General features: G+C 56.3%; 15 protein-coding genes. 5 read left to right on the plus strand and 10 right to left on the minus strand.

The window, feature by feature from the left end:
• Positions 1 to 181, minus strand: a 181-nt coding sequence (locus tag DU506_RS16675; RefSeq protein ID WP_181870794.1) for a helix-turn-helix domain-containing protein, incomplete at its 3' end; no start/stop codon positions are given.
• A 136-nt stretch (positions 182 to 317) separates the two neighbouring features.
• Between DU506_RS16675 and DU506_RS16680 the strand changes: the two genes are divergently transcribed.
• Positions 318 to 1,235: an IS110 family RNA-guided transposase gene (locus DU506_RS16680; RefSeq protein WP_181870795.1), complete on the plus strand. Its 918-nt coding sequence runs from the start codon at positions 318 to 320 to the stop codon at positions 1,233 to 1,235.
• A gap of 506 nt (positions 1,236 to 1,741) precedes the next feature.
• Here the strand turns inward: DU506_RS16680 and DU506_RS16685 are convergent.
• The 4 genes from DU506_RS16685 to DU506_RS16700 all read right to left on the minus strand — a co-directional run bounded on the left by DU506_RS16685 (position 1,742) and on the right by DU506_RS16700 (position 9,378).
• Positions 1,742 to 6,568, minus strand: coding sequence for an NAD-glutamate dehydrogenase (locus DU506_RS16685; RefSeq protein ID WP_114488024.1), 4,827 nt, complete (start codon positions 6,566 to 6,568; stop codon positions 1,742 to 1,744).
• A 137-nt stretch (positions 6,569 to 6,705) separates the two neighbouring features.
• Entirely contained in the window at positions 6,706 to 7,836 is a 1,131-nt protein-coding gene (gene trmA, locus DU506_RS16690) for a tRNA (uridine(54)-C5)-methyltransferase TrmA (RefSeq protein ID WP_114488025.1), read from the minus strand.
• 104 nt (positions 7,837 to 7,940) lie between these two features.
• Positions 7,941 to 8,741: a glutamate racemase gene (gene murI, locus DU506_RS16695; RefSeq protein WP_114488041.1), complete on the minus strand. Its 801-nt coding sequence runs from the start codon at positions 8,739 to 8,741 to the stop codon at positions 7,941 to 7,943.
• Between the two features lie 91 nt (positions 8,742 to 8,832).
• Complete coding sequence (locus DU506_RS16700) at positions 8,833 to 9,378, minus strand: hemerythrin domain-containing protein (RefSeq protein WP_114488026.1); 546 nt, start codon at positions 9,376 to 9,378, stop codon at positions 8,833 to 8,835.
• Positions 9,379 to 9,541: 163 nt separating this feature from the next.
• On the opposite strand from DU506_RS16700, the gene DU506_RS16705 reads away from it, so the two are divergent.
• Positions 9,542 to 10,888, plus strand: a complete 1,347-nt coding sequence (locus DU506_RS16705; RefSeq protein WP_114488027.1) for a replication-associated recombination protein A — start codon at positions 9,542 to 9,544, stop codon at positions 10,886 to 10,888.
• 22 nt (positions 10,889 to 10,910) lie between these two features.
• Here DU506_RS16705 and lolA read toward each other — a convergent pair whose 3' ends face one another.
• Positions 10,911 to 11,561: an outer membrane lipoprotein periplasmic chaperone LolA gene (gene lolA / locus DU506_RS16710; protein WP_114488028.1), complete on the minus strand. Its 651-nt coding sequence runs from the start codon at positions 11,559 to 11,561 to the stop codon at positions 10,911 to 10,913.
• Positions 11,562 to 11,789: 228 nt separating this feature from the next.
• Positions 11,790 to 14,933 carry a DNA translocase FtsK gene (locus tag DU506_RS16715; protein WP_114488029.1) on the minus strand — a complete coding sequence of 1,048 codons (3,144 nt, stop codon included), beginning with the start codon at positions 14,931 to 14,933 and terminating at the stop codon, positions 11,790 to 11,792.
• Between the two features lie 172 nt (positions 14,934 to 15,105).
• Between DU506_RS16715 and aat the strand changes: the two genes are divergently transcribed.
• The 3 genes from aat (at position 15,106) to infA (ending at position 16,964) form a co-directional block, all read left to right on the plus strand.
• Positions 15,106 to 15,861: a leucyl/phenylalanyl-tRNA--protein transferase gene (gene aat, locus DU506_RS16720; RefSeq protein WP_114488030.1), complete on the plus strand. Its 756-nt coding sequence runs from the start codon at positions 15,106 to 15,108 to the stop codon at positions 15,859 to 15,861.
• A gap of 18 nt (positions 15,862 to 15,879) precedes the next feature.
• Complete coding sequence (locus tag DU506_RS16725; RefSeq protein ID WP_114488031.1) at positions 15,880 to 16,617, plus strand: arginyltransferase; 738 nt, start codon at positions 15,880 to 15,882, stop codon at positions 16,615 to 16,617.
• A gap of 128 nt (positions 16,618 to 16,745) precedes the next feature.
• Positions 16,746 to 16,964 carry a translation initiation factor IF-1 gene (infA, locus tag DU506_RS16730; protein ID WP_007111068.1) on the plus strand — a complete coding sequence of 73 codons (219 nt, stop codon included), beginning with the start codon at positions 16,746 to 16,748 and terminating at the stop codon, positions 16,962 to 16,964.
• Between the two features lie 94 nt (positions 16,965 to 17,058).
• Here infA and clpA read toward each other — a convergent pair whose 3' ends face one another.
• The 3 genes from clpA to icd all read right to left on the minus strand — a co-directional run bounded on the left by clpA (position 17,059) and on the right by icd (position 21,271).
• Positions 17,059 to 19,335: an ATP-dependent Clp protease ATP-binding subunit ClpA gene (gene clpA, locus DU506_RS16735; RefSeq protein ID WP_114488032.1), complete on the minus strand. Its 2,277-nt coding sequence runs from the start codon at positions 19,333 to 19,335 to the stop codon at positions 17,059 to 17,061.
• A gap of 134 nt (positions 19,336 to 19,469) precedes the next feature.
• On the minus strand, positions 19,470 to 19,811 hold the full coding sequence (clpS, locus tag DU506_RS16740) for an ATP-dependent Clp protease adapter ClpS (RefSeq protein ID WP_415843671.1): 342 nt from the start codon (positions 19,809 to 19,811) through the stop codon (positions 19,470 to 19,472).
• A 203-nt stretch (positions 19,812 to 20,014) separates the two neighbouring features.
• Positions 20,015 to 21,271 (minus strand): NADP-dependent isocitrate dehydrogenase, encoded by a 1,257-nt coding sequence (gene icd / locus DU506_RS16745; RefSeq protein WP_114488033.1) that lies wholly within the window; start codon positions 21,269 to 21,271, stop codon positions 20,015 to 20,017.
• Positions 21,272 to 21,333: the final 62 nt, after the last annotated feature.

The raw sequence follows: 21,333 nt of genomic DNA on the forward strand, positions 1-21,333 counted from the left end.
GGGTCAGGAAGGCGCTGGCGTCGTTGTAGCCGATTTTCTCTTTGCGCTCGTAAAACGCATCGGTGCGATGTCGCAGCACCGCGTTCCAGACAAACCGCACGCACCCAAACGTCCGCGCCAGAAGGATTTCCTGCTCGGGCGTCGGGTAGAATCGGTACTTGTAGGCGCGTTCGGTTTTCATGACTTACAGCTTAGTATCATTTGCGTAAGAACACAAGGCGCTTGTATCCCCAATGAACGGGACTCCTCCCCTCCTAAAGCTTCATCGAGCTACATGGATAGTCACTACGTGCATCAATGGAAAAAGGAGAAGCGTCATGCATCAGCATAAAGCGATTGGAATTGATTTGGCAAAGCGGGTTTTCCAAGTGTGCATCGTTGATACACGCAACCAGAAAGTTCACGTCAACAAGGCACTGAAGCGACGAGAAGTGCTCGACTTCCTGCGTCAGCAGCCCCCATGCCGGGTCTTTATGGAAGCATGCGGGGGTTCACATTATTGGGCACGACAAATAAAGGCGTTAGGGCATGCCGTCGGGCTGATTTCACCCCAGTTCGTCACCCCGTTTCGCAAGGGACATAAAACGGATGCCAATGATGCGCTGGCGATTGTCGAGGCTGGTTTACGCCCTGATATGCGTTTCGTGCCTACCAAGGCAATAGAACAACAGGACATCCAGAGTCTGCAGCGAATCCGTGATCGCTGTATCAAGCAACGGACTCGATTGAGCCGCCAGATGCATGGTCTATTACAGGAATACGGCATTATTTGTGGCCGTCGACAAAAATCACTGACCCAAGCCGTTTGGCGGGCAGTCGAAGATGCAGAAAATGAACTGACCATGTTGATGCGTCAGCTGCTGACTGAGCAAATGGAAGAACTGGAGCAACTCAACAACCGCCTTCTGAATCTTGATCAACAAGTGGAGCAAGTCAGTCGTGCGTTCGCCCCCTGCCGTCAACTGATGGCCATTGAAGGTATCGGCATGGTATCAGCGACGCAACTTTACAGTGCGTTAGGTGACGGTCGAGCTTTCCAGAATGGCCGTCAGGCCTCTGCCTACATTGGCCTGACGCCAAAGCAATATAGTAGCGGCGGCGCTCGGCCACGATGCGAGGCATTGGGCGCACTGGGCAACTATCCCTTAAATGCGCGCTTATACGAGGGGGGCACGCCGCCATTCGTGTCCTGGGCGATAAACAAGATGCCAGAAGTCGGTGGTTACGTGATTTAGTCAGTCGTGTTGGCAAAAACAGGGCGGCCGTTGCGCTCGCCAACAAAAATGTCCGTATTGCCTGGGCAATACTTTGTCGGAAAACACCTTACCGTCNCGGCAGCGGTATAAATCCACACTATCACGGTTAGCCAAGCGGCCTGGATTGCCACCTTGTTGCCGAGCACCGAAAGATGAAAAACAGGTCAGACCGGCCTTCTCAAAACCTGTCGAAGGGTTGGGCTTTTAGAAGCCACCTCCCCTCTGAGGAGAGAAGGCGCGCGTCATTCATTAGGGTCAGGGGTTAGCTACCCCACTAAGACCGACTATACGCACGCATCGGCTTACGTTTTTCAGACATCGGCGCTTGCAACCGGGGAGGAGTCCCTATACTCCCTTCGCGCTACGCGACTCAGGAAGAGGTATTACGCGCTTCTAGATAACGACGAACCCCGCGCTCGTTCCCGAGCACGGGGTTGGGGGCTGGAACGTCCCGCTATTGCGAACATCCCACTATTGCGTCACTGCTAGCTTTCGCTATCGCTCTCTGCCAGATCCACCAGCTCGCGTACCGCGACGGCAAACAAGGCAAAACCACCCTCATTACCGCTGCGCACCTCTTCGATCAGGCGGCACCAACGCTGATGCAAGTGAGCGTGAAGCTCCAGCCATTGCGCCACTCTCTCCTGAGTGTCGCGATTTCCGGCCTCTAGTTTGAGCACGCTACTGGTAAGCGCCAGCTGTTGACGATCGATATCGTCGCGGAACGTTTCCCGCGCTTGCGCCTGCCAGCTGTCACGCACATCCAACTCGGTGACCTGCTGAATCATCCACGGCAGTTCCAGGCGACTGCCGATTTCGTAGAATACCTCCGCCACTCGTTGAGGTTTTTCGTTGGTCTGGCGTGCCGTCTGAATGATACCCAGCCCGGCATACAGGCTCGGCGCAGCCGCCACTGAGGCAGCCAAGGTAGCCGGGGCACCGGCCTCGAGCAGCTGGTCACGGCGCTTCTCCCAGCGTGCCTGTTCTTCACCACGCAGAAGCTCACCGATATCTTCCTGCAATTGCCCAAGACGCGGGCCGAAGTACTCGATGGCCTCCTGAGTCGCAAGACCCAGATGTTGACGCAGGAACCAGCGCGTCGCGCGGCGCAACATCCGCATGACATCCAGCATCATGGAATACTGCACCCGGCTTTCGACCTGATTGTCCAAGGCCTCTATCTGCTGCCAAAGCTCGGATAAATTGAAGCTGTCGCGGGCCACGATATAAGCGCGGGCGATATCGGCGCGCCCCGCCCCCGTGGAATCCATCAAACGGCGAGTGAACACGACGCCCATGTGATCCACCAAGTCATTGGCAACCTGGGTCGCCACAATTTCACGCCTGAGACGGTGATCGTACATCTCGGGCTTGAAGCGCTCGACCAGCACCTTGGGGAATACTCGCTCCAGGTAGCGGGTAATGATCGGATCATCCGGCACTTCCGAGGCAATCAAATCGCCTTTCAGGGTGCTCTTGGCATAGGAAATCAATACCGCCAATTCCGGCAATGTCATTCCCTGGCCGCTTCCGGCACGCTCCTTGATCACTTCATCGGTTGGCAGAAATTCAAGTTCACGGTCAATTTGACCCGCAGCTTCCAGCTCACTGATGAAACGCCGGAAAGGCCCGATGCTTTGACGCGATAACAGCGCCGATAAATCCAGCGCCTGGGTCTGGCGATAATTATCCCTAATCACCAGTTCAGAGACCTCTTCGGTCATGTCCGCCAGGAGCTGATTGCGCTGTTTCTCGGTCATGTCACCGCGTTTGACCACTTCGTCGATCAATATCTTGATATTGACCTCATGGTCGGAGCAGTTGACCCCACCCGCATTATCGATGAAATCGGTATACAGCAGCACGCCTCGCTCAGCGGCCTCCATGCGCCCGCGTTGGGTCAGGCCCAGGTTGCCGCCTTCACCCACCACTCGACAATTGAGCTCGGTGCCATTGATGCGCAAGGCGTCATTGGTCTTGTCGCCCACATCGGCGTCGCTTTCCTCGCTGCTTTTGACGTAGGTACCGATGCCGCCGTTCCAGAGCAAATCCACCGAGGATTTGAGCATGGCACGAATCAATTCATTGGGAGAAAGGTGCGTTTGTGTAATACCCAAAGCGCTTTGCATCGGCTTGGTGATCGCTATGGATTTGGCGCTTCGGCTGAAAATCCCGCCGCCTTCGGAAATCAGTTCACGGCTGTAATCATCCCAACTGGAGCGGGGCATGTCGAACAGGCGCTTACGCTCCCCAAAGCTGGTTTCGGCATCCGGGGTGGGGTCGACAAAGATATGCAGGTGGTTGAACGCACCCACCAGGCGAATCTTGTCGGAGAGCAGCATGCCGTTACCGAAGACATCTCCGCCCATGTCACCGATACCCACCACCGTGAAGGGCTCTTGCTGAGTATCGATATTCAGGCTGCGGAAATGACGTTTGACCGACTCCCAGGCACCGCGAGCGGTAATTCCCATTTTTTTGTGGTCGTAACCATTGGCACCCCCCGAGGCAAAGGCATCCCCCAGCCAGTGGCCGTATTCCAGCGAGATTTCATTGGCAATGTCGGAAAAGGTCGCCGTGCCCTTGTCGGCGGCTACCACCAGGTAAGCATCGGCTTCATCATGGCGTACCACGCTCGACGGCGGCACCACTTCACCACCTACCAGGTTATCGGTTACGTCCAGCAGTGCCCGAATGAAGGTCTTGTAGCAGATGATCCCTTCACGTTGCAGCGTATCGCGATCAGGGTTTTCCGGCATGCGTTTGCATATGAAGCCGCCTTTGGCGCCCACCGGCACGATCACCGCATTCTTGACTTGCTGCGCCTTGACCAGCCCCAGCACTTCGGTACGGTAATCCTCGTGGCGATCCGACCAACGTAGCCCACCGCGTGCCACCTTGCCACCACGCAGATGCACCCCTTCGACCCGAGGCGAACACATGAAGATTTCGTACATCGGACGCGGCTTGGGCATCCCGGTGACTTTGGAGGGCTCCAGCTTGTAGGCGATGTAATCCTTGGGTTCGCCGCTTTCGGTCAATTGATAGTAATTGGTTCGCAGCGTCGCCATTATCAGTTCCATGAAGCGACGAACCAGTTGATCGTCGTTCAAGCTCGCCACGCCATCGAGCTGTTCCTGCAGACGTGCCAGACAGCCTTCGGTACTCGCCTCTTGTCGAGACGGATCGAAACGCAGGCTGAACAGTTCCACCAGGCTGCGGGTAATCTCGGGATGATTGGCAAGCGTGGCGGCAATGTAATCCTGGGACATGCCGAAACGAATCTGCTTCAGATAGCGTGCGTAACCACGCAGCATGGCGACTTCTCGCCACCCCAGGTTGGCAACGATGATCAAGCGATTGTAGGCGTCATTTTCGGCCTTTCCCGACCAGATATGCTGGAAGGCCTCGACAAAGGAGTCACGCATTTCACTCAAGCTCACGCTCTCGCTACGGCTGTGCTCGAGTTCGAAATCATGAATCCAGTAACGCATATGGGCTGCATCGATTTCATAGGGCCGCTCCCCTACCACTCTCAAGCCCAGGTTTTCCATCATCGGCAACACATCGGAAAGCGGGATCTGGGTCTGCTTATGGAACAGTTTGAGATTGACCCCGCCGCCTTGTTCCTCCAGCGGTCGATATAACGACAAGGACAGGTCTTTGCCATTATCCAGTTCCACCAGATGCTGAAGATCGAACACCGCGGTACGCGCGCCGTAATCGTCACGATAGCTGGCGGAAAACGCATCGCGAAAATCATCCATCAAATGATTGGCTTGTTCTTCGCCGAATCCTTCGATCATCGCGGCATGCAGTTCATCGCGCCAACTGCGCGCCAATTGCGCCACCTTAGCTTCCAGGCGCTTGATATCGAAATCTTTGGGCGTTTCGCCATTGAAGCGCAATACCAGCTGAATGCGCGCCAATATCGATTCGGAGAGGTAGGTGTTGAAGTCGCCAAAATGGGCATCCAGCTCTTCACACAGCATATTTTGCAGACGCTGGCGCAAGTCGGTGGCAAAGACATCACGCGGCACGAACACCAGGCAGGAATAGAACTTGCCGCTGAGATCAGCGCGGATGAACAACCGAACCTGCCGCCGCTCACGGATATTGAGAATACCCAGGGCAGTGCTGGCCAGCGATTCGGTATCGATCTGGAACAGATCGTCACGGGGGAAGACTTCCAATACCTGCAAAAGCTGCTTGCCATCATGCCCTTGGGGGTTGAAACCGGCAATGTCCATCACCGCCTTGAGCTTGCGCCTGAGCAGCGGAATATTACGGGGTGATTCGTTATAGACCGTGGCGGTGAACAAACCGAAAAAGCGCCGTTCGCCAACCACGTTGCCTTGTTCGTCATAGCGGTCAACAGTGATGTAATCCGGGTATGTCGGGCGATGAATCCGGGAATGATGAGCACTTTTGGCAAACGAGAGTAGCTGGGGCACCACGACATAGCCGTGATTCTCATCAACGCCTTCGGAAGTCCGAATGCGCTCGCGGTAACGAGGCTGGTTCAATCGGAATACCCCCAGCACACTCTTGTCATCGCGCTTTAGCTCACCTTGCTCAAGCACATATTCGTCGTACCCCAGCAGGGTAAAATTATCCTTGAGCAGCCACTCGAGAAAGGCAATCGCTTCCTCATGGTCATCCGGGTCGACCTGCGGAGGACAGACTCTTTCGATTTCCTGGATAGACTCCCTGATACGCTCGCACATGGCATCGTAATCGCGCACGGCCGTGCGTACATCTCGCAGAATCTTGTGTAGCTGAACTTCGATATCCTGGAGCGAGGAAGGGTCGGTATGCCGGTCGACCTCGATCACAATCAGTGACTCCCGTCTCAAGGGAGCGTTCTCGTCACGCGGCGATGCCAGGGTTTTCAGCTGGTGCTGGCTATCACGTTCCACCGCCACCACCGCATTTTGAATAGCATGCACCGTCAAGCCACGGCGGTTGAGCTCGATGCGTACCGAGTCGACCAGAAACGGCATGTCCTCATTCAATACCGCCACGAAGGTATGCGTGGATTGCCAACCGTGCTCTTCGAAATCCGGGTTGAACACACGGACCTTGGGTTTTTCCGGTTCATGGTGTTGCAAAAACTGCCAGACCGAAAGAGTCGCCCCATAAAGGTCATCCAAACGACGGTCGATAAGATCTTCGACTGGCACCGTGGCATAGAAATGACGGGCAAACGCCTCAATCGCAGCAGCGCGAGGGGCATCCAGACGGCTTTGCAGGCGTTCTCGCAACTGCTTGAGTATATCTTGCCGACTTTCTTCGATTGCAACGTAATGCATCCATCACCTCGACTGCCCGGGCCAGTAATTGGCCGAAAAACACATGACAACAGGCCATTGGCCCACCTTGAACTCTAGCTTACTCTAGTGAGTCGCCACACCCTAGCCACTGCCATCTTGCTCATGACGCATACCGATCAGGCATCAAGCCTCTCTTGCGCACCATCGATTCGCTGCAACAGCACCCCACATTCACAATGTTCGGTGAAAGGGAACTGGTCAAACAACGCAAATCGCGTTATTCGATGAGTGCTCGTCAGTACCTGCAAGTTATCAAACAAGGTAGCCGGATTGCATGAAATATAGACAATTCGTTGATATTCGCTAAGTTGCCGACAGCTTTCCTCATCCAGCCCGGCACGTGGCGGGTCCACCAGCACCGTTGAAAAGGCATAGTCTTCCAGCGCCATCTCGGATACCCGCCGCCCTTTCTTCTCGCCTTTCAACGCCTGCGAGAACTCTTCCGCGGACATACGTGCCACTTGAGCGTTACTCACCTGATTGGCTTGCAGGTTGACGTTGGCACTTGCGACCGACGTGCGTGAAATTTCCGTTGCCAATACACGGCGAAAATTTTCCGCTAATGCCACGGTAAAATTGCCGTTGCCGCAATAAAGCTCCACCAGATCCGCTGACTCACTGCCTTGGGTCACCTCACGCGCCCAGCTCAACATGGCCCGGCATATCTGCGCATTGGGTTGAGTAAAGCTGTTTTCCACTTGCTGATAGACCAGTTCCCGACCATCCACTTCCAGTCGTTCCCACACATGGTCACGGCTGAGCACCAACCGTTGCTTGCGCGAACGTCCGATTATCATGATTCCCAATCGAACCTCCAAGGCGCGCGCCTGTGCTTCCCAGGCATCCTCCAGTGGTCGGTGATACACCAGCGTGACCAACGCTTCTCCGGAAAGGGTAGTCAGAAATTCCACCTGAAAGAGCTTGCGTCGCAAGACATCGCTTTCCAGAAACGCTTCACGCAGCCGTGGCATCAGCTCATTGATTCGGCGGCTTGCCACAGGGTATTGGTCCATCCGCACGATGCGCTTGTCTTTGGGGTTTTCCGGGTCGACCTCAAACATGGCATAAAATAGATCGTCGCCTTCATGCCAGATGCGAAATTCGCAGCGCTGACGGTAGTGGCTGGGAGGCGAAGTGAATACCTCAAGCTCGGGAGGCTCGAAACAGGCAAAGTCATGGATGATCTGCTCACGCTTTTCAGCCAATTGCCCGGTGTAATGGGCGGGGTCAACAACGGGAATAGCCAAAGGAGCTCCTCTCAATGACGGCATGGTAGGTCGAATCGATACGGTGAGTAGGACACTGCGGGCCAATAAAAACACCTGATACCTATGTTAAGCCAAGGTGAATCTCAGGATGTTTGAGGTATGACCAGCAGATGAAAATCGACAAAGCCATAAGCGGCAAGTCTGGGTTCAAGCATCTTGATAGGTGCTGTGGTGAAGCAGGTTCCATCAAGCGGGTGGCTAGCTAGATCAGGGGCTACCTGGGCGACTCGGCGGGCAATCGCAGGACTGGAATCGATCCAGTTCAGGGGGCATGGGGCAAGCTCGACCAACCAGGGCAGCAGCAATGGAAAATGCGTGCAGCCAAGCACCACCGTATCCATTGCCGGAGTCTGGCGGGTAGCCTGCCACAGCGGCGACAAAACGGCGTTGATTCGCGTGGTATCCGGCGCCTTCCCCGTCGCCAACAGGGTTTCCGCCTCCACGACCAACTCATCGGCAGCGACTCGCGTCACCTGGCAGTCAACGGCAAAGGCATCGATCAAGCGATGGGTATAAGGCCGAGCGATGGTGGCACTGGTGGCCAGAAGACCGATGTGACGCGTCCGGCTTGCCTGAGCGGCAGGCTTTATCGCCGGCACCGTACCCACGACGGGAATACTCAAATATTCGCGCAGCTTGCCCAATGCCAGGGTACTGGCGGTATTACAAGCCACGACCAATACGCTTGGACGACAGGCATCAACAGCCGCACTGCATACCGCAAGAATGCGCGCAGTCAGCCAGTCATCTTCGCGGGTCCCATAAGGCAACATGGCATTATCACAGGCGTAGCACAGGGCCACCCCCGGGTTATGAGCGCGCAATTCAGCGACAACGGACAACCCACCGACACCGGAATCAAATATCAGTACCGGCCCGGCCATGGCGCTTTCGACAAGCATCAAAACATCCACTCGGCCCTAAAAAACGCCATGCTACCATGCCTTGATCAGGTGATAGCGACTTTAACGTCGCTCAAAAAGATGGGACTTCTGCTTCACGCAATTCTGCGTAAATCTCGGGGTAGGCTTCTTGCAAGCGCTTTAGCGCTTGCTCCGTGCCATCTGGCAGTGTCTTCTTGAGCTGCTGCATTTCCTCTTCATTCAAATGCTCGCCAATCAAGGGAAACAGCTCTTCACGTTCCTGGCGCAGATAACGACGATGCGTTTCCACATAAGCCTTGAGGTCGGCAGCGAAGCGATCCATCGGCACTATCGCATCCATCAGGATCATGTCGATATCATTGGAAAGACGCTTGAGGCGACCGTGAAGCGCTCGATAATCCTCCGCCATCTGCTTGCCAAGCTTGGCATGTTCCGGCGCTTTGGTTTGAAGATAATCGACGCACACCCGTTCGATCGGCTGGGTGAACCCCTCCATGTAGGACAGGATGTAGTCGACGACTTCCCGCATCAACTGAAAATTCGGGCGTTCCCCTTTATCCAGGGTTTTATACTTGAGCTGCAAAACGTGCAGAATACGCGCCATATTGGCATGATCTTGACGTAGTTGACTTAACATCGAATCATCTCCTTCCTCAACTCATGCCGCTCGACTGGCTTGCGCCACTCAATGACACATAATGCTGATGGTCTATAGGCGAGTACCAATGCCTAAGGTAGCCCGCTATGTAGGGTATTGCCACAGGCAACGCCTAAAAGCCGGTTGGTCTACGGAGTTTCTCATGGATCTTTTTAGTCGCGCCACCCCCCACGACCAGGCACCCTTGGCATTTCGGATGCGCCCACGCAATCTGGACGACTATGTCGGCCAACAAGCCTTGGTCGCCGCTGGAAAATCCCTGCGGCGCATGGCGGAAACCGGTGTTATTCGCTCCATGATTCTTTGGGGGCCGCCAGGCGTAGGCAAAACCACGCTAGCCGAGATACTCGCGGCCGAGTCCGGTGCGCATCTGGAGCATTTAAGTGCCGTGATGGCGGGGGTCAAGGAGCTGCGTGCCGTGGTCGAACGCGCCCAGGCACTCGCCCCCACGCCGGTCCTGCTGTTTCTCGACGAGATTCATCGCCTCAACAAAAGCCAGCAGGATGCCCTCTTGCCCCATGTGGAGTCAGGACTGGTTACCTTGATCGGCGCGACGACCGAAAATCCTTCCTTTGAAGTCAACTCCGCCTTGCTTTCGCGAGCCAGGGTCTATGTATTGAAGCCGCTAAGTGACACTGAGCTGGTCGAGGTGATGCACCGAGCCTTGCACGATGCCTCGCGCGGGCTGGGAAGCCGGTCGATACAGGTAGACGAAGCGATATTGCAGCAATTGGCGCACGCCAGTGCCGGCGATGCCCGACGTGCCTTGGGACTGCTTGAAACCGCCTGTGATTTCACCCAACAGCAAAATGGCCGGGAAGTGCTTAACCAAGAGGCGTTGACCGATGTCCTGGGCCATCAGGCCAGCGCCTTCGATAAGCAGGGCGATGCCTACTACGACCTGCTTTCAGCGATCCACAAGTCCGTGCGCTCCTCGCGCCCGGATGCAGCACTGCTTTACATGGCCCGTTTCATGCAGGGCGGCGGCGATCCTTTGGACGTGGTACGCCGTTTAGCGGCCATCGCCTCGGAAGACGTGGGTAATGCCGACCCACGCGCCCTCCCCTTGGTCATGGCCGCCTGGGATGCCTACTTGCGCTTAGGCGATTACGAAGGCCAGCGCGCCCTGGCTCAAGCGGCGATTCACTTGGCGGTAGCCCCCAAAAGCAACCGTATCGATAGCGCCTGGAAAGCGGCCAATGCCTTTGTCAGGCAACAGCCGCAACTGGAAGTCCCCACGTATTTACGCAATGCCCCCACGGCGCTGATGAAATCTCTGGGGCATGGTCAGGGCTATCGCTACGCTCACAACGAACCCGGAGGCTACCCGGCGGGTAGCGAGCACGATTGCTGGCCGGAAGCACTGCCTCATGAGCAGTTCTACCAGCCAAGCGATTTCGGACAGGAAAAGCGCTTCGCCGAGATCATGGCCTGGCGAGCCAGCCAAGATGACGAAGCGGATCAAAAAGATGAGTCACAAAGAAAGTGAGTCACAAAGAAAATTAATCAAATCAATAGGTGTCGCGAATCACATCCACCCCGTCCGGCACCTCGAAAATGAAACGCTCTGGATCGATATGCCGATTGTAGTCGATATCACTGAACGTGATGGCCGTGCGCTGACCGGTGCTATCGGTCATCAACAGACGCGTCAAGGTGTCGTCATCGAAAAACATGGTGAGTTCTTCAAACAGGGTATCCGCCCCCATCGGCACCAACGTGAACACATCGCGGCCTTCTTCCCGGTTATGGAACACTTCGTAATTTTCCGTGAGCTCCGAACTGCTCCCGGAGAGTAGCAGCGCCGGGGTATGGGTCACACGCTGATCCACTGCCTGAACGGTGACCTGTTCCAGGTCCGGGTCGTACATGTACACTTCGTCGCCGGTCGAGACCACCACTTGAGAATAAGGCGCCTCCACTTCCCAACGCAGAAGCCCGGGACGAGCCAGCCACATTTCGCCTTGCGCTTCCTGGAGGCGCTCGCCAGCACTGTCCAAAATCAACTGTTCGAAATCCGCGTGATAGGTTTGTAGCGGGTCAAGACGCTCGGTCAACATTTGCGCAGCATCGGCCCAAGCCATCGGCGCCATCATCACCCCTGCCACTGCAGTGATCAGAGTGGCGTAATGCTTGTATCCCTTTTGGGCGGTTACTTTCATGGCTAACTCCCTTGGCACTCTGTGCCTTGATTATTCAACTGGCTGTTCAACGAATCACGTTGAAATCCGAAGACCTTCTCAAGAACTTATTCAGTAATTTACTCAGTAACTTACTCAGTAAGACGGCAAAAGCGCCGCCGGGTTTCCTGACCGGCGACGCTTTCACGTTTCATGCACGATTGCACCATGCATACTTGCTCCAGGAAAAACGATTCCTGAACGCTCGGTTCAATGACCCACAGGTGGTGGCGCCAACACTTCCCGTGCGCCATTGGTTCCCATTGAGGTCACCACACCTGCGCCTTCCATGGCTTCCACCAATCTGGCCGCCCGGTTGTAACCGATCTTGAATCGCCTCTGTACTGCGGAGATCGACGCACGCCGGGTTTCGGTCACGAACTGCACGGCTTCATCGTAAAGTGCATCCTTTTCCGCATCGTCGCCATCCACACCCTCGGCTTCCAGACCGGTCAAGGCATCGGCGGAAACGCCTCCGGAAAGGATCTCCTCGACGAATTGCGGTTCGCCGCGCCGCTTCCAGTCATCCACCACGCGATGGACTTCATCATCATCGACAAAGGCACCGTGGATACGATTGGGGGGACCTGAGCCGGCGGGCAAATACAGCATGTCGCCATGGCCCAACAAGCTTTCCGCCCCGCCCTGATCCAGGATGGTGCGCGAATCGATCCGTGACGACACCTGAAATGCCATTCGCGATGGAATGTTGGCCTTGATCAAGCCGGTCACCACGTCCACCGAGGGGCGCTGCGTGGCCAGAATCAGATGAATCCCGGCAGCCCGTGCTTTCTGTGCCAGCCGCGCGATGAGTTCTTCGACCTTCTTGCCCACGATCATGAACATGTCGGCGAACTCATCGATCACCACCACGATATACGGCAGTTTCTCGAGAATCGGCGGCGTCTGGTGCATTTCCCAAGGCTGAGGTTCCCACAAGGGATCCGCCACCTGGGCACCGGCTTGCTTGGCTTCGTCCAGGCGCGCATTGAAACCGGCAATGTTGCGCACGCCCATGGCCGCCATCAGCTTGTAGCGTCGCTCCATTTCCGCCACACACCAGCGCAGGGCATTGGCTGCTTCCTTCATGTCGGTGACCACCGGCGCCAGCAAATGCGGTATGCCATCATAAACCGACAGTTCCAGCATCTTGGGGTCGACCATGATCAGCTTGAGCTCATCCGGGGTGGCCTTGAGCAACATGGAGATCAACATGGCGTTGACCCCGACGGATTTACCCGAGCCCGTGGTGCCGGCGACCAGAAGGTGTGGCATCTTCCCGAGGTTGGCGACAACCGGTCCACCGCCGATGTCCTGGCCCAATGCCATGGTCAACGGTGAGGTTTCCTGTTGATAGCGCTCGGAGTCGATCACTTCGCGCAGGCGGATCATGGCCCGGTGCGGGTTGGGAATTTCGATCCCCACCGTGGGGCGTCCTGGAATCACCTCCACCACGCGCACGCTCTTTACCATCAAGGAGCGCGCCAGATCCTTGGCAAGGTTGCTGATCTTGGAAACCTTGACCCCAGCAGCGGGCTTGATTTCAAAACGAGTAATCACCGGCCCAGGCCAGGTATCCACCACTTCCGCCTTGACCCCGTATTCACGCAACCTGACTTCCAGCAACTCGGCCATATCCGCCAATTGCTGCTCGGTGTAGTTGGGCTGGTGCGGCGTCGGTGGGGTGAGCAATCGCAGGCTGGGTAGCTCACCTTCAGGCTCGGGCATATCTTCGAACACCGGACGCTGGCTCTGCAGGTGCTCTACGGTCCATAGCGCTGGTTCATCCCCGGCATTCGCCGTGGACGCCACCTCTTCCAAGGCCTCTCGCTCGGGCGCTTCGGGAATGGAAACCTCGGGAGGAGACACATAGCGCTCTTCCTGACGCGGCTCCTCAGGCGGCTTCTCTCGCGGTGCTGCCGGGGTTTCCCGGAAAGTGGGCAGGGGTTCAGGCTCCTCGTCGTCCCATACCGGTTCGGGCACCACTTCCGGGACCCTCTCACGTTCCAAGGGTTTTTCTGGCATATCGGCTGGCGAAAGTGGCGCCTCTGCCGGCGGAGATACTGAAACTGGTTGTGGCGTGGGCCTGGATTCCGGTTCCGGTTCCGGTTCCGGTTCCGGCTTAAGTTCTGGCTCTGCTGGCACAGGGTCCAGCTCGGCTTCTTGTTCTTTTTTGAGTTCGGGTTCCTGCGGGGTAGCGGGCACCTCTTGTGGTATCTCTCGGGGTTCGAAGGCTTTTATGCTGGGCTTATCTGCACCACTAAGCTCAGCAGCGGGTTCATTGTCAGGTTCGGCCGCCCATGCCGATAGGCTAGGCTCCTTGCGTGACGAAACCGGCTCAGGCTTGACTGCCGGTGCTGGCTTGAGCGTTTCTTCTTCAGTTGCCTCCCAAGGAATCGTTGTTTCCTTTGCCGATCGTTGCCCTTCTGCCGTTCGATCAGCCTCATTCGAGCCGGCCGCAGTGCCAAGGCTGGGTTCACGGCGGCTTGCAGTGCTGGCACTAGGGTTGTCCTGAGAGGATGGCGTAACAGGGCTTTCCGGCGCAACCTGGCGTACGGCGTCATTCTTGCTAGCCGCCGCTTCAGCCGTGGCACCCTCGGCAGCAAAAGCTGAGTGATGCGCTGGTTTGGCCGGGCGATTGTTGCGTTTTGCTTTCAACCAACCACCCAAACGATAGGCCTGGCTACCCAGCTTGTCGGCAACCGTTAACCAGGACATGCCGGTAAACAGCGGAAAACCGCTCAAGATGAATGCCACCGCTACCAGGCCGACACCGCCACTGCCCAGCAACGGCAACAGGGCACTGACCAGCCCTTCGCCGAGAATCCCGCCGGAAGCATAAGGCAGAGAGCTTTCCGGGTGATAGAAATGCAAGGCCCCGAGCGTGGTCGTGCCCAGAATCAGCAACAGCAAGCCACCGGCATGTACCGCAATCGACACCGGATCCACGTCGAAACGTACCTGGCGGGAGCGAATCAACCACCAGGCCGCAAACCCCAGCATTCCAGGCCACCAAAGCGCACTGGCGCCGAATAGCGAATACAGCACGTCGGCAAGCCAGGCGCCAATGCTACCCATCCAGTTTTCGACTGCCGATTCCGGGCCACGATGCGACCAACCAGGATCCGTGGATTGATAACTGAACAATGCCAACAGGAGGAAGGTACATGACGCCAGCAATACCACCACCACGCCTTCGCGTACGGAGCCTTGCAACTTCAACCCCATACGGCGCGCCTTTTCCCTGGCGGCATTGACCCGCGGTGAAACCACCTTACTTTGTGGCTTGCGCTGGGTACCGCCACGTCCGGTTGATTGTCCAGTCCGCCTGTTTGCAGCTTTATCGAGTTTCAAGCGACCTCTCCCTTTGCACCCAGAGGGTGTCTTTATACTCTGTCTTTCATACTCAGGCTTTCTACAAGTTCTTTATACGCGAACTTCATACTCTGTTGCGAGAATGCATCATACCGAGCATCCTGAGCTCGTCACAGGGCTTCTCGCGAACCATCACCGACAGGAATTGGCAATGTTACCTTGGTTACCCCCCGCTCATGCTGCTTTCCCGCCTGTGGCCCTGGCGATGAACTCGCCTAACGGTTTACTCGCTGCAGGTGGAGAGCTTACCCCGGCGTGGCTGGTACAAGCCTACCGACAGGGTATCTTCCCTTGGTATAGTGAAGGCGACCCCATTTTATGGTGGAGCCCCAACCCCCGGATGGTCTTGTTCCCCGGGGACTTCAAATGCCGACGTAGCTTGGCCAAGCGTTTGCGTAACGGTGGGTTCAGCATCAGCGTAGACCAACATTTTCATGAGGTGGTTGACGCCTGCGCGGCGCCTCGGCAGGGTGAACCCGGCACCTGGATCACCGCCGAGATGAAAGCCGCCTACGCTCGGTTGCACAGCTTGGGTATCGCTCATAGCATCGAGGTGCATCACAACCAGCGCTTGGTGGGTGGCTTGTATGGTCTGGCGATGGGGCCGGTCTTTTTTGGAGAATCGATGTTTTCTGAGGTACCGGATGCCTCCAAAGTGGCTCTGGCGCATTTGGCCGGCGCCATGCTCAGACAGGGAGGCAACTTGATTGACTGTCAAATGCACACCCCGCATCTGGCCAGTTTGGGGGCAACGACTATCGCTCGTCCGACGTTCATCAACTATCTTGAAAACTGGTTGCCCGATAACGCTTTCGAGGTAACCAATCAACCTGATGAACCCCCTGAGGTTCCTCCATCACCTTGGCTCGATGCTATCGGCCGCACTGATGACGAAGGCACCAGCTAATTCACAAGGAGGCAAGCCGTGAGCAGTAACGCTCCCCGGAAGCCGGTGCGGGATTTGCGCTTCTTCCTCACCGTGCCCCATGCCTGTAGCTACCTCGAAGACCGGGAAGCCACTACGTTGTTTCTCGACCCCCAGGAATCGCCGGTACCGGGTGTTTACGATTCGCTTTCATTGCTCGGTTTTCGTCGCAGTGGCCGCCATCTATATCGGCCTCATTGCGATGGCTGCAATGCGTGTCGTTCGGTTCGCATTCCCGTGGATAAATTCACTCCCAACCGTACCCAACGCAAACTGCAACAGCGCAACCAGGACGTGACCGTCACGCTAAAGCCCGCTCGCTTCGAGCCTGCGCATTACGCACTGTATGCCGCCTATGTCGGCCAGCGCCATGCCGATGGCGACATGTACCCCCCCAGCGAAGAGCAATACCGTACATTTTTAACGCTGAACGAATCTTATGCCCAGTTGATGGAAATGCATTGTGGCGATGCGTTGGTGGCCGTCGCCGCCTTCGACCAGCTGGAGCACGGGTTATCGGCGATTTATACCTTTTTCGCCGCGGAACCCGCCTATGAGCGCCGCTCCCTGGGCACCTTTGCGATTCTCAAGCTGATCGAGCTGGCCCAGAAAAAACAATTACCCCATCTATACTTGGGTTACTGGATCGAAGAATGTCGCAAGATGCGCTACAAACAGACTTTTTCGCCGCTGGAAGTGCTCGACGGTCGTCATTGGCGACAATTAATCCTCCAATGAGCACGGCTTTTTTGCCTTGACGACGGGCTTACGGCACAATATAGCGCTGTTTCCCGGCGTGCTGGTAATTCAGCCCGCCAGAAGACCTCTGAATGTCTCTGTTTTTTATCAAGTGAGGAACTGCCTATATGGCACGCGAAGATCATATTGAAATGGAAGGCGTCATCGTCGATACCCTTCCCAACACCATGTTTCGTGTCGAGCTGGAAAACGGCCACGTGGTCACGGCACATATCTCCGGCAAAATGCGCAAGAACTACATTCGCATTCTGACCGGCGACAAGGTCAAGGTAGAACTGACGCCTTACGACCTGTCCAAGGGACGTATCGTCTACCGCTCACGCTGAGCCGCCCCCTCCTGTCGACGGATTCTCCCCCGCCAGACACAACAACGCCCCGTCCATGGACAGGGCGCTGTCTTTTAGCGTCCGCTAACCCCGTTCAGGGTGCGTCAGCCATTTCCGACTCGGTGGAAAGAGTCAGCTCGTTATCTTCCAAGCCGACATGCACGATCCCACCGTGCTCGGCAAGCTCGCCGAACAGAATCATTTCGGCTAGAGGTTTCTTGAGTTTTTCCTGAATCAGCCGAGCCATCGGCCGCGCGCCCATGTCCGGGTCATAGCCTTTTTCCGCCAGCCAATCACGCGCCGCAGCATCCACATCCAGCTGGACGCGTTTCTCGTCCAGCTGCGCCTGCAATTCGATCAGGAACTTGTCGACCACGTTGCGCACCACCGAGGTAGGCAAGGAATGGAACTGAATGATGCTATCCAGACGGTTGCGGAACTCGGGTGAGAACGTCTTGCGAATGACTTCCATCGCATCGGTGGAGTGATCCTGATGCTGGAAGCCGATCGAACGGCGTGCCGCCTGTTCGGCCCCGGCATTCGAGGTCATTATCACGATGACATGGCGGAAATCTGCTTCACGACCGTTATTGTCGGTCAGGCGACCATGGTCCATGACCTGCAGCAGCAGGTTGAAGACCTCGGGATGCGCCTTTTCGACCTCATCAAGCAACAACACGCAATGCGGCTGTTTGGTGATGGCTTCGGTGAGCAAGCCACCCTGGTCGTACCCCACGTAGCCCGGGGGGGCACCGATCAAACGCGAGACCGTATGGCGCTCCATGTACTCGGACATATCAAAACGTACCAGCTCGATACCCATGATATGCGCCAACTGCTTGGCCACTTCGGTCTTGCCCACACCGGTCGGTCCGGCAAACAGGAAGCTGCCTACCGGCTTGTCGGGAGACTTGAGCCCGGCCCGAGAGAGCTTGATTGCCGCTGCCAAGCTGTCGATCGCTTCATCCTGACCAAACACCAGCATTTTCAAGTCGCGGTCGAGTTTTTCCAGCAACTTGCGATCCGAACTGGAAACACTCTTCGGCGGAATACGGGCAATCGATGCCACAATGGCTTCGACTTGATCCACGTCGATGGTGTCAACGCGCACTTCCGGAGGAAGCATGCGTTGATGCGCACCAGCTTCGTCAATCACGTCAATGGCCTTATCGGGCAGATGACGGTCATTGATATAACGATCGGCCAGACGCGCCGCACTTTCCAGGGCACTGTCGGTGTACTTCAGCTGATGATGTTCTTCAAAGCGTGAACGCAGCCCCTTGAGAATGCGAATGGTATCGTCGACTGACGGCGCCAACACATCCACCTTCTGAAAACGCCGGGCAAGCGCTCGATCTTTCTCGAAGATCCCGCGGAATTCCTGGAAGGTGGTCGACCCGATACAACGCAGCTCACCGGAAGACAGCAACGGCTTGAGCAGATTCGAGGCATCCATCACTCCACCGGAGGCGGCACCCGCCCCGATGACCGTGTGAATCTCATCGATAAACAGCACCGCATGGGGCTGCTTCTTGAGCTCGCCCAGCAGGCTCTTCAAGCGTTTTTCGAAATCACCACGATATTTGGTACCGGCAAGCAATGCGCCCATATCCAGCGCATAAACCACCGCATCAGCGATCACATCGGGGACATCTTCTTCCACGATTCGCTTGGCCAACCCTTCGGCGATAGCCGTCTTGCCCACCCCGGCTTCACCCACCAGCAATGGGTTGTTCTTGCGCCGCCGGGCGAGAATCTGCACCACCCGCTCAAGCTCGTGGTCACGGCCGATCAAAGGATCTATCTTGCCCAGCCGGGCCTGTTCGTTGAGGTTGGTGGCATAACCGGTAAGCGGATGGGCCGCCCCATCCGAGGCCCCTTCTTCGGCATCTTCCGCTTCGGGTGAGGGCTGGGAAGGCGAGGGACCATGACCGGCCACTTTGGAAATGCCATGGGCGATATAATTTACCGCATCCACGCGCGCAACGTTCTGTTGCTTGAGGAAATATACCGCCTGGCTTTCCTGCTCGGAGAAGATCGCGACCAGAACATTGGCCCCGTTGACTTCACTTTTCCCGGAAGATTGCACATGAAAAACGGCTCGCTGCAACACGCGCTGAAAGCCCAGTGTTGGCTGAGTCTCTCGATCCCCCTGGTCATCGGGAATCAACGGTGTAGTCGAATTGATGAAGTCCTGTAAGTCGGACCGCAATTTATCGAGATTCGCCCCGCAGGCCTTTAGCACATCCGCAGCGGAAGCATTATCCAGCAGCGCCAGCAGCAGATGCTCAACGGTCATGAACTCATGGCGCTTGGAGCGTGCCACGGTAAAGGCCGTGTTCAGGGTCATTTCAAGTTCTTTACTTAGCATGGCAGTCCCCTTTTGGCTACCTAGGACTCGTCGCCCCCTAGGGCTTGCGTCGAATCTGTGTTGCCCGACATCTTCAACATCAGGTACAAAGAGCGTGGTTGCAAGTATCGTCGCCGATTTTTTGGGTGATGTCGTCAATCAGCGGCTTCGATATCGCACATCAATGGATGTTCGCACTCACGAGCGTACTCGTTGACCTGATAACTTTTGGTTTCGGCGATATCCCGGGTAAATACACCGCAAGTCGCCTTGCCTTGGGTATGTACCGCCAACATCACTTGTACGGCGGACTCATTATCCATATGAAAGAAGCTTTGCAGCACCTCCACGACAAACTCCATGGGTGTGTAGTCATCATTGTGCAATATGACTTTATAGAGAGGCGGTTGCGCTAATGCCGGTTCAGCCGTCTGAACCGTTACGTCGTCACCTTCTTCCGGTTGCCCGGGACGCGTCATTCCCGCCACTTCCAGCATTGATTCCCTACCTGCACTCATTCTGGTTACATTGAACATAAAAGGCACTGTCGATTTACTCAAGTCAGACTGGCGCGGATCTCTCAACGCTATAAGACGTCACCAAGACTCAAGGGTTCATTGAATTTCCAATTCAGCATAGCGTAAAACGCAAAAACCCCCGCCCGCAGGCGCGGGCGAGGGTTTTTGCCAGCGACAATAAATTACATATTGTCAGCGACAGCTTGGCCAAACTCGGAGCATTTCAGCAGCTTGGCATCATCCATCAGGCGATGGAAGTCATAGGTGACTTCGCCCTTGGAGATGGCTTTTTCAACACCCTTGAGCACCAGGTCAGCGGCTTCGACCCAACCCATGTGGCGTAGCATCATCTCGGCGGAGAGAATCAGCGAGCCCGGGTTGACCTTGTCCTGACCGGCGTACTTCGGCGCGGTGCCGTGAGTCGCCTCGAACATGGCCACGTCGTCGGACAAGTTAGCGCCCGGTGCGATACCGATACCGCCCACTTCCGCCGCCAGAGCGTCGGAGAGGTAATCACCGTTGAGGTTCAGGGTGGCGATGACGTCATACTCGGCCGGACGCAGCAGGATTTGCTGCAGCATGGCGTCGGCAATCACGTCCTTGACCACGATATTCTTGCCGGTCTTGGGGTTCTTGAACTGCATCCAGGGGCCGCCGTCGAGCAGCTCGGCACCGAATTCGTTCTTGGCGAGCTCATAGCCCCAATCCTTGAAGGCACCTTCGGTGAACTTCATGATGTTGCCCTTGTGCACCAGGGTCAGCGACTCACGGTCGTTGTCCACAGTGTACTGCAGGGCCTGACGCACCAGACGCTCGGTACCTTCCTTAGATACCGGCTTGACACCGATACCGCAGTCTTGCGGGAAGCGAATGTTGGTAACGCCCATTTCTTCACGCAGGAACTTGATGACCTTGTCGGCTTCGGGAGTACCCGCCTTCCACTCGATACCGGCATAGATATCTTCGGAGTTTTCACGAAAGATCACCATGTCGACATCGGCCGGCTTCTTGACCGGGCTGGGCACGCCTTCGAACCAACGTACCGGACGCTGACAGACATATAGGTCGAGCTTCTGGCGCAGGGCCACGTTCAAGGAACGAATGCCGCCGCCTACCGGCGTGGTCAGCGGTCCCTTGATGGAAACCACGTAATCCTTCACTGCTTCGAGAGTTTCTTCGGGCAGCCAGGTATCAGGTGTGTATACCTGAGTGGCTTTTTCACCGGCGTAAACTTCCATCCAGTGGATCTTGCGCTCACCGTTGTAAGCCTTCTTTACAGCAGCGTCGATGGCGATTTTCATGGCCGGTGTAACGTCGGCACCGATGCCGTCACCTTCGATGAACGGGATGATCGGTTCATTCGGTACATTCAAGCTGGTGTCGGCATTGACGGTGATCTTTTCGCCGCCGTCAGGGACGACAATTTTCTGAAAACCCATAGAGAACTCCCCTGTCTGGTCTGTTCGATGAAGCGCAAAGTATAGCATCTCACCCGCGCCGC

This window comes from Vreelandella rituensis (assembly GCF_003336665.1).
Lineage (GTDB): Bacteria > Pseudomonadota > Gammaproteobacteria > Pseudomonadales > Halomonadaceae > Vreelandella > Vreelandella rituensis.

Excerpts from the sequence above, each read along its gene's own strand:
- DU506_RS16680 (WP_181870795.1), top strand. The coding sequence starts at position 318 with ATGCATCAGCATAAAGCGATTGGAATTGATTTGGCAAAGCGGGTTTTC.
- DU506_RS16685 (WP_114488024.1), bottom strand. The coding sequence starts at position 6,568 with ATGCATTACGTTGCAATCGAAGAAAGTCGGCAAGATATACTCAAGCAG.
- murI (WP_114488041.1), bottom strand. The coding sequence starts at position 8,741 with ATGGCCGGGCCGGTACTGATATTTGATTCCGGTGTCGGTGGGTTGTCC.
- DU506_RS16700 (WP_114488026.1), bottom strand. The coding sequence starts at position 9,378 with ATGTTAAGTCAACTACGTCAAGATCATGCCAATATGGCGCGTATTCTG.
- DU506_RS16705 (WP_114488027.1), top strand. The coding sequence starts at position 9,542 with ATGGATCTTTTTAGTCGCGCCACCCCCCACGACCAGGCACCCTTGGCA.
- lolA (WP_114488028.1), bottom strand. The coding sequence starts at position 11,561 with ATGAAAGTAACCGCCCAAAAGGGATACAAGCATTACGCCACTCTGATC.
- aat (WP_114488030.1), top strand. The coding sequence starts at position 15,106 with ATGTTACCTTGGTTACCCCCCGCTCATGCTGCTTTCCCGCCTGTGGCC.
- infA (WP_007111068.1), top strand. The coding sequence starts at position 16,746 with ATGGCACGCGAAGATCATATTGAAATGGAAGGCGTCATCGTCGATACC.
- clpA (WP_114488032.1), bottom strand. The coding sequence starts at position 19,335 with ATGCTAAGTAAAGAACTTGAAATGACCCTGAACACGGCCTTTACCGTG.
- clpS (WP_415843671.1), bottom strand. The coding sequence starts at position 19,811 with ATGCTGGAAGTGGCGGGAATGACGCGTCCCGGGCAACCGGAAGAAGGT.
- icd (WP_114488033.1), bottom strand. The coding sequence starts at position 21,271 with ATGGGTTTTCAGAAAATTGTCGTCCCTGACGGCGGCGAAAAGATCACC.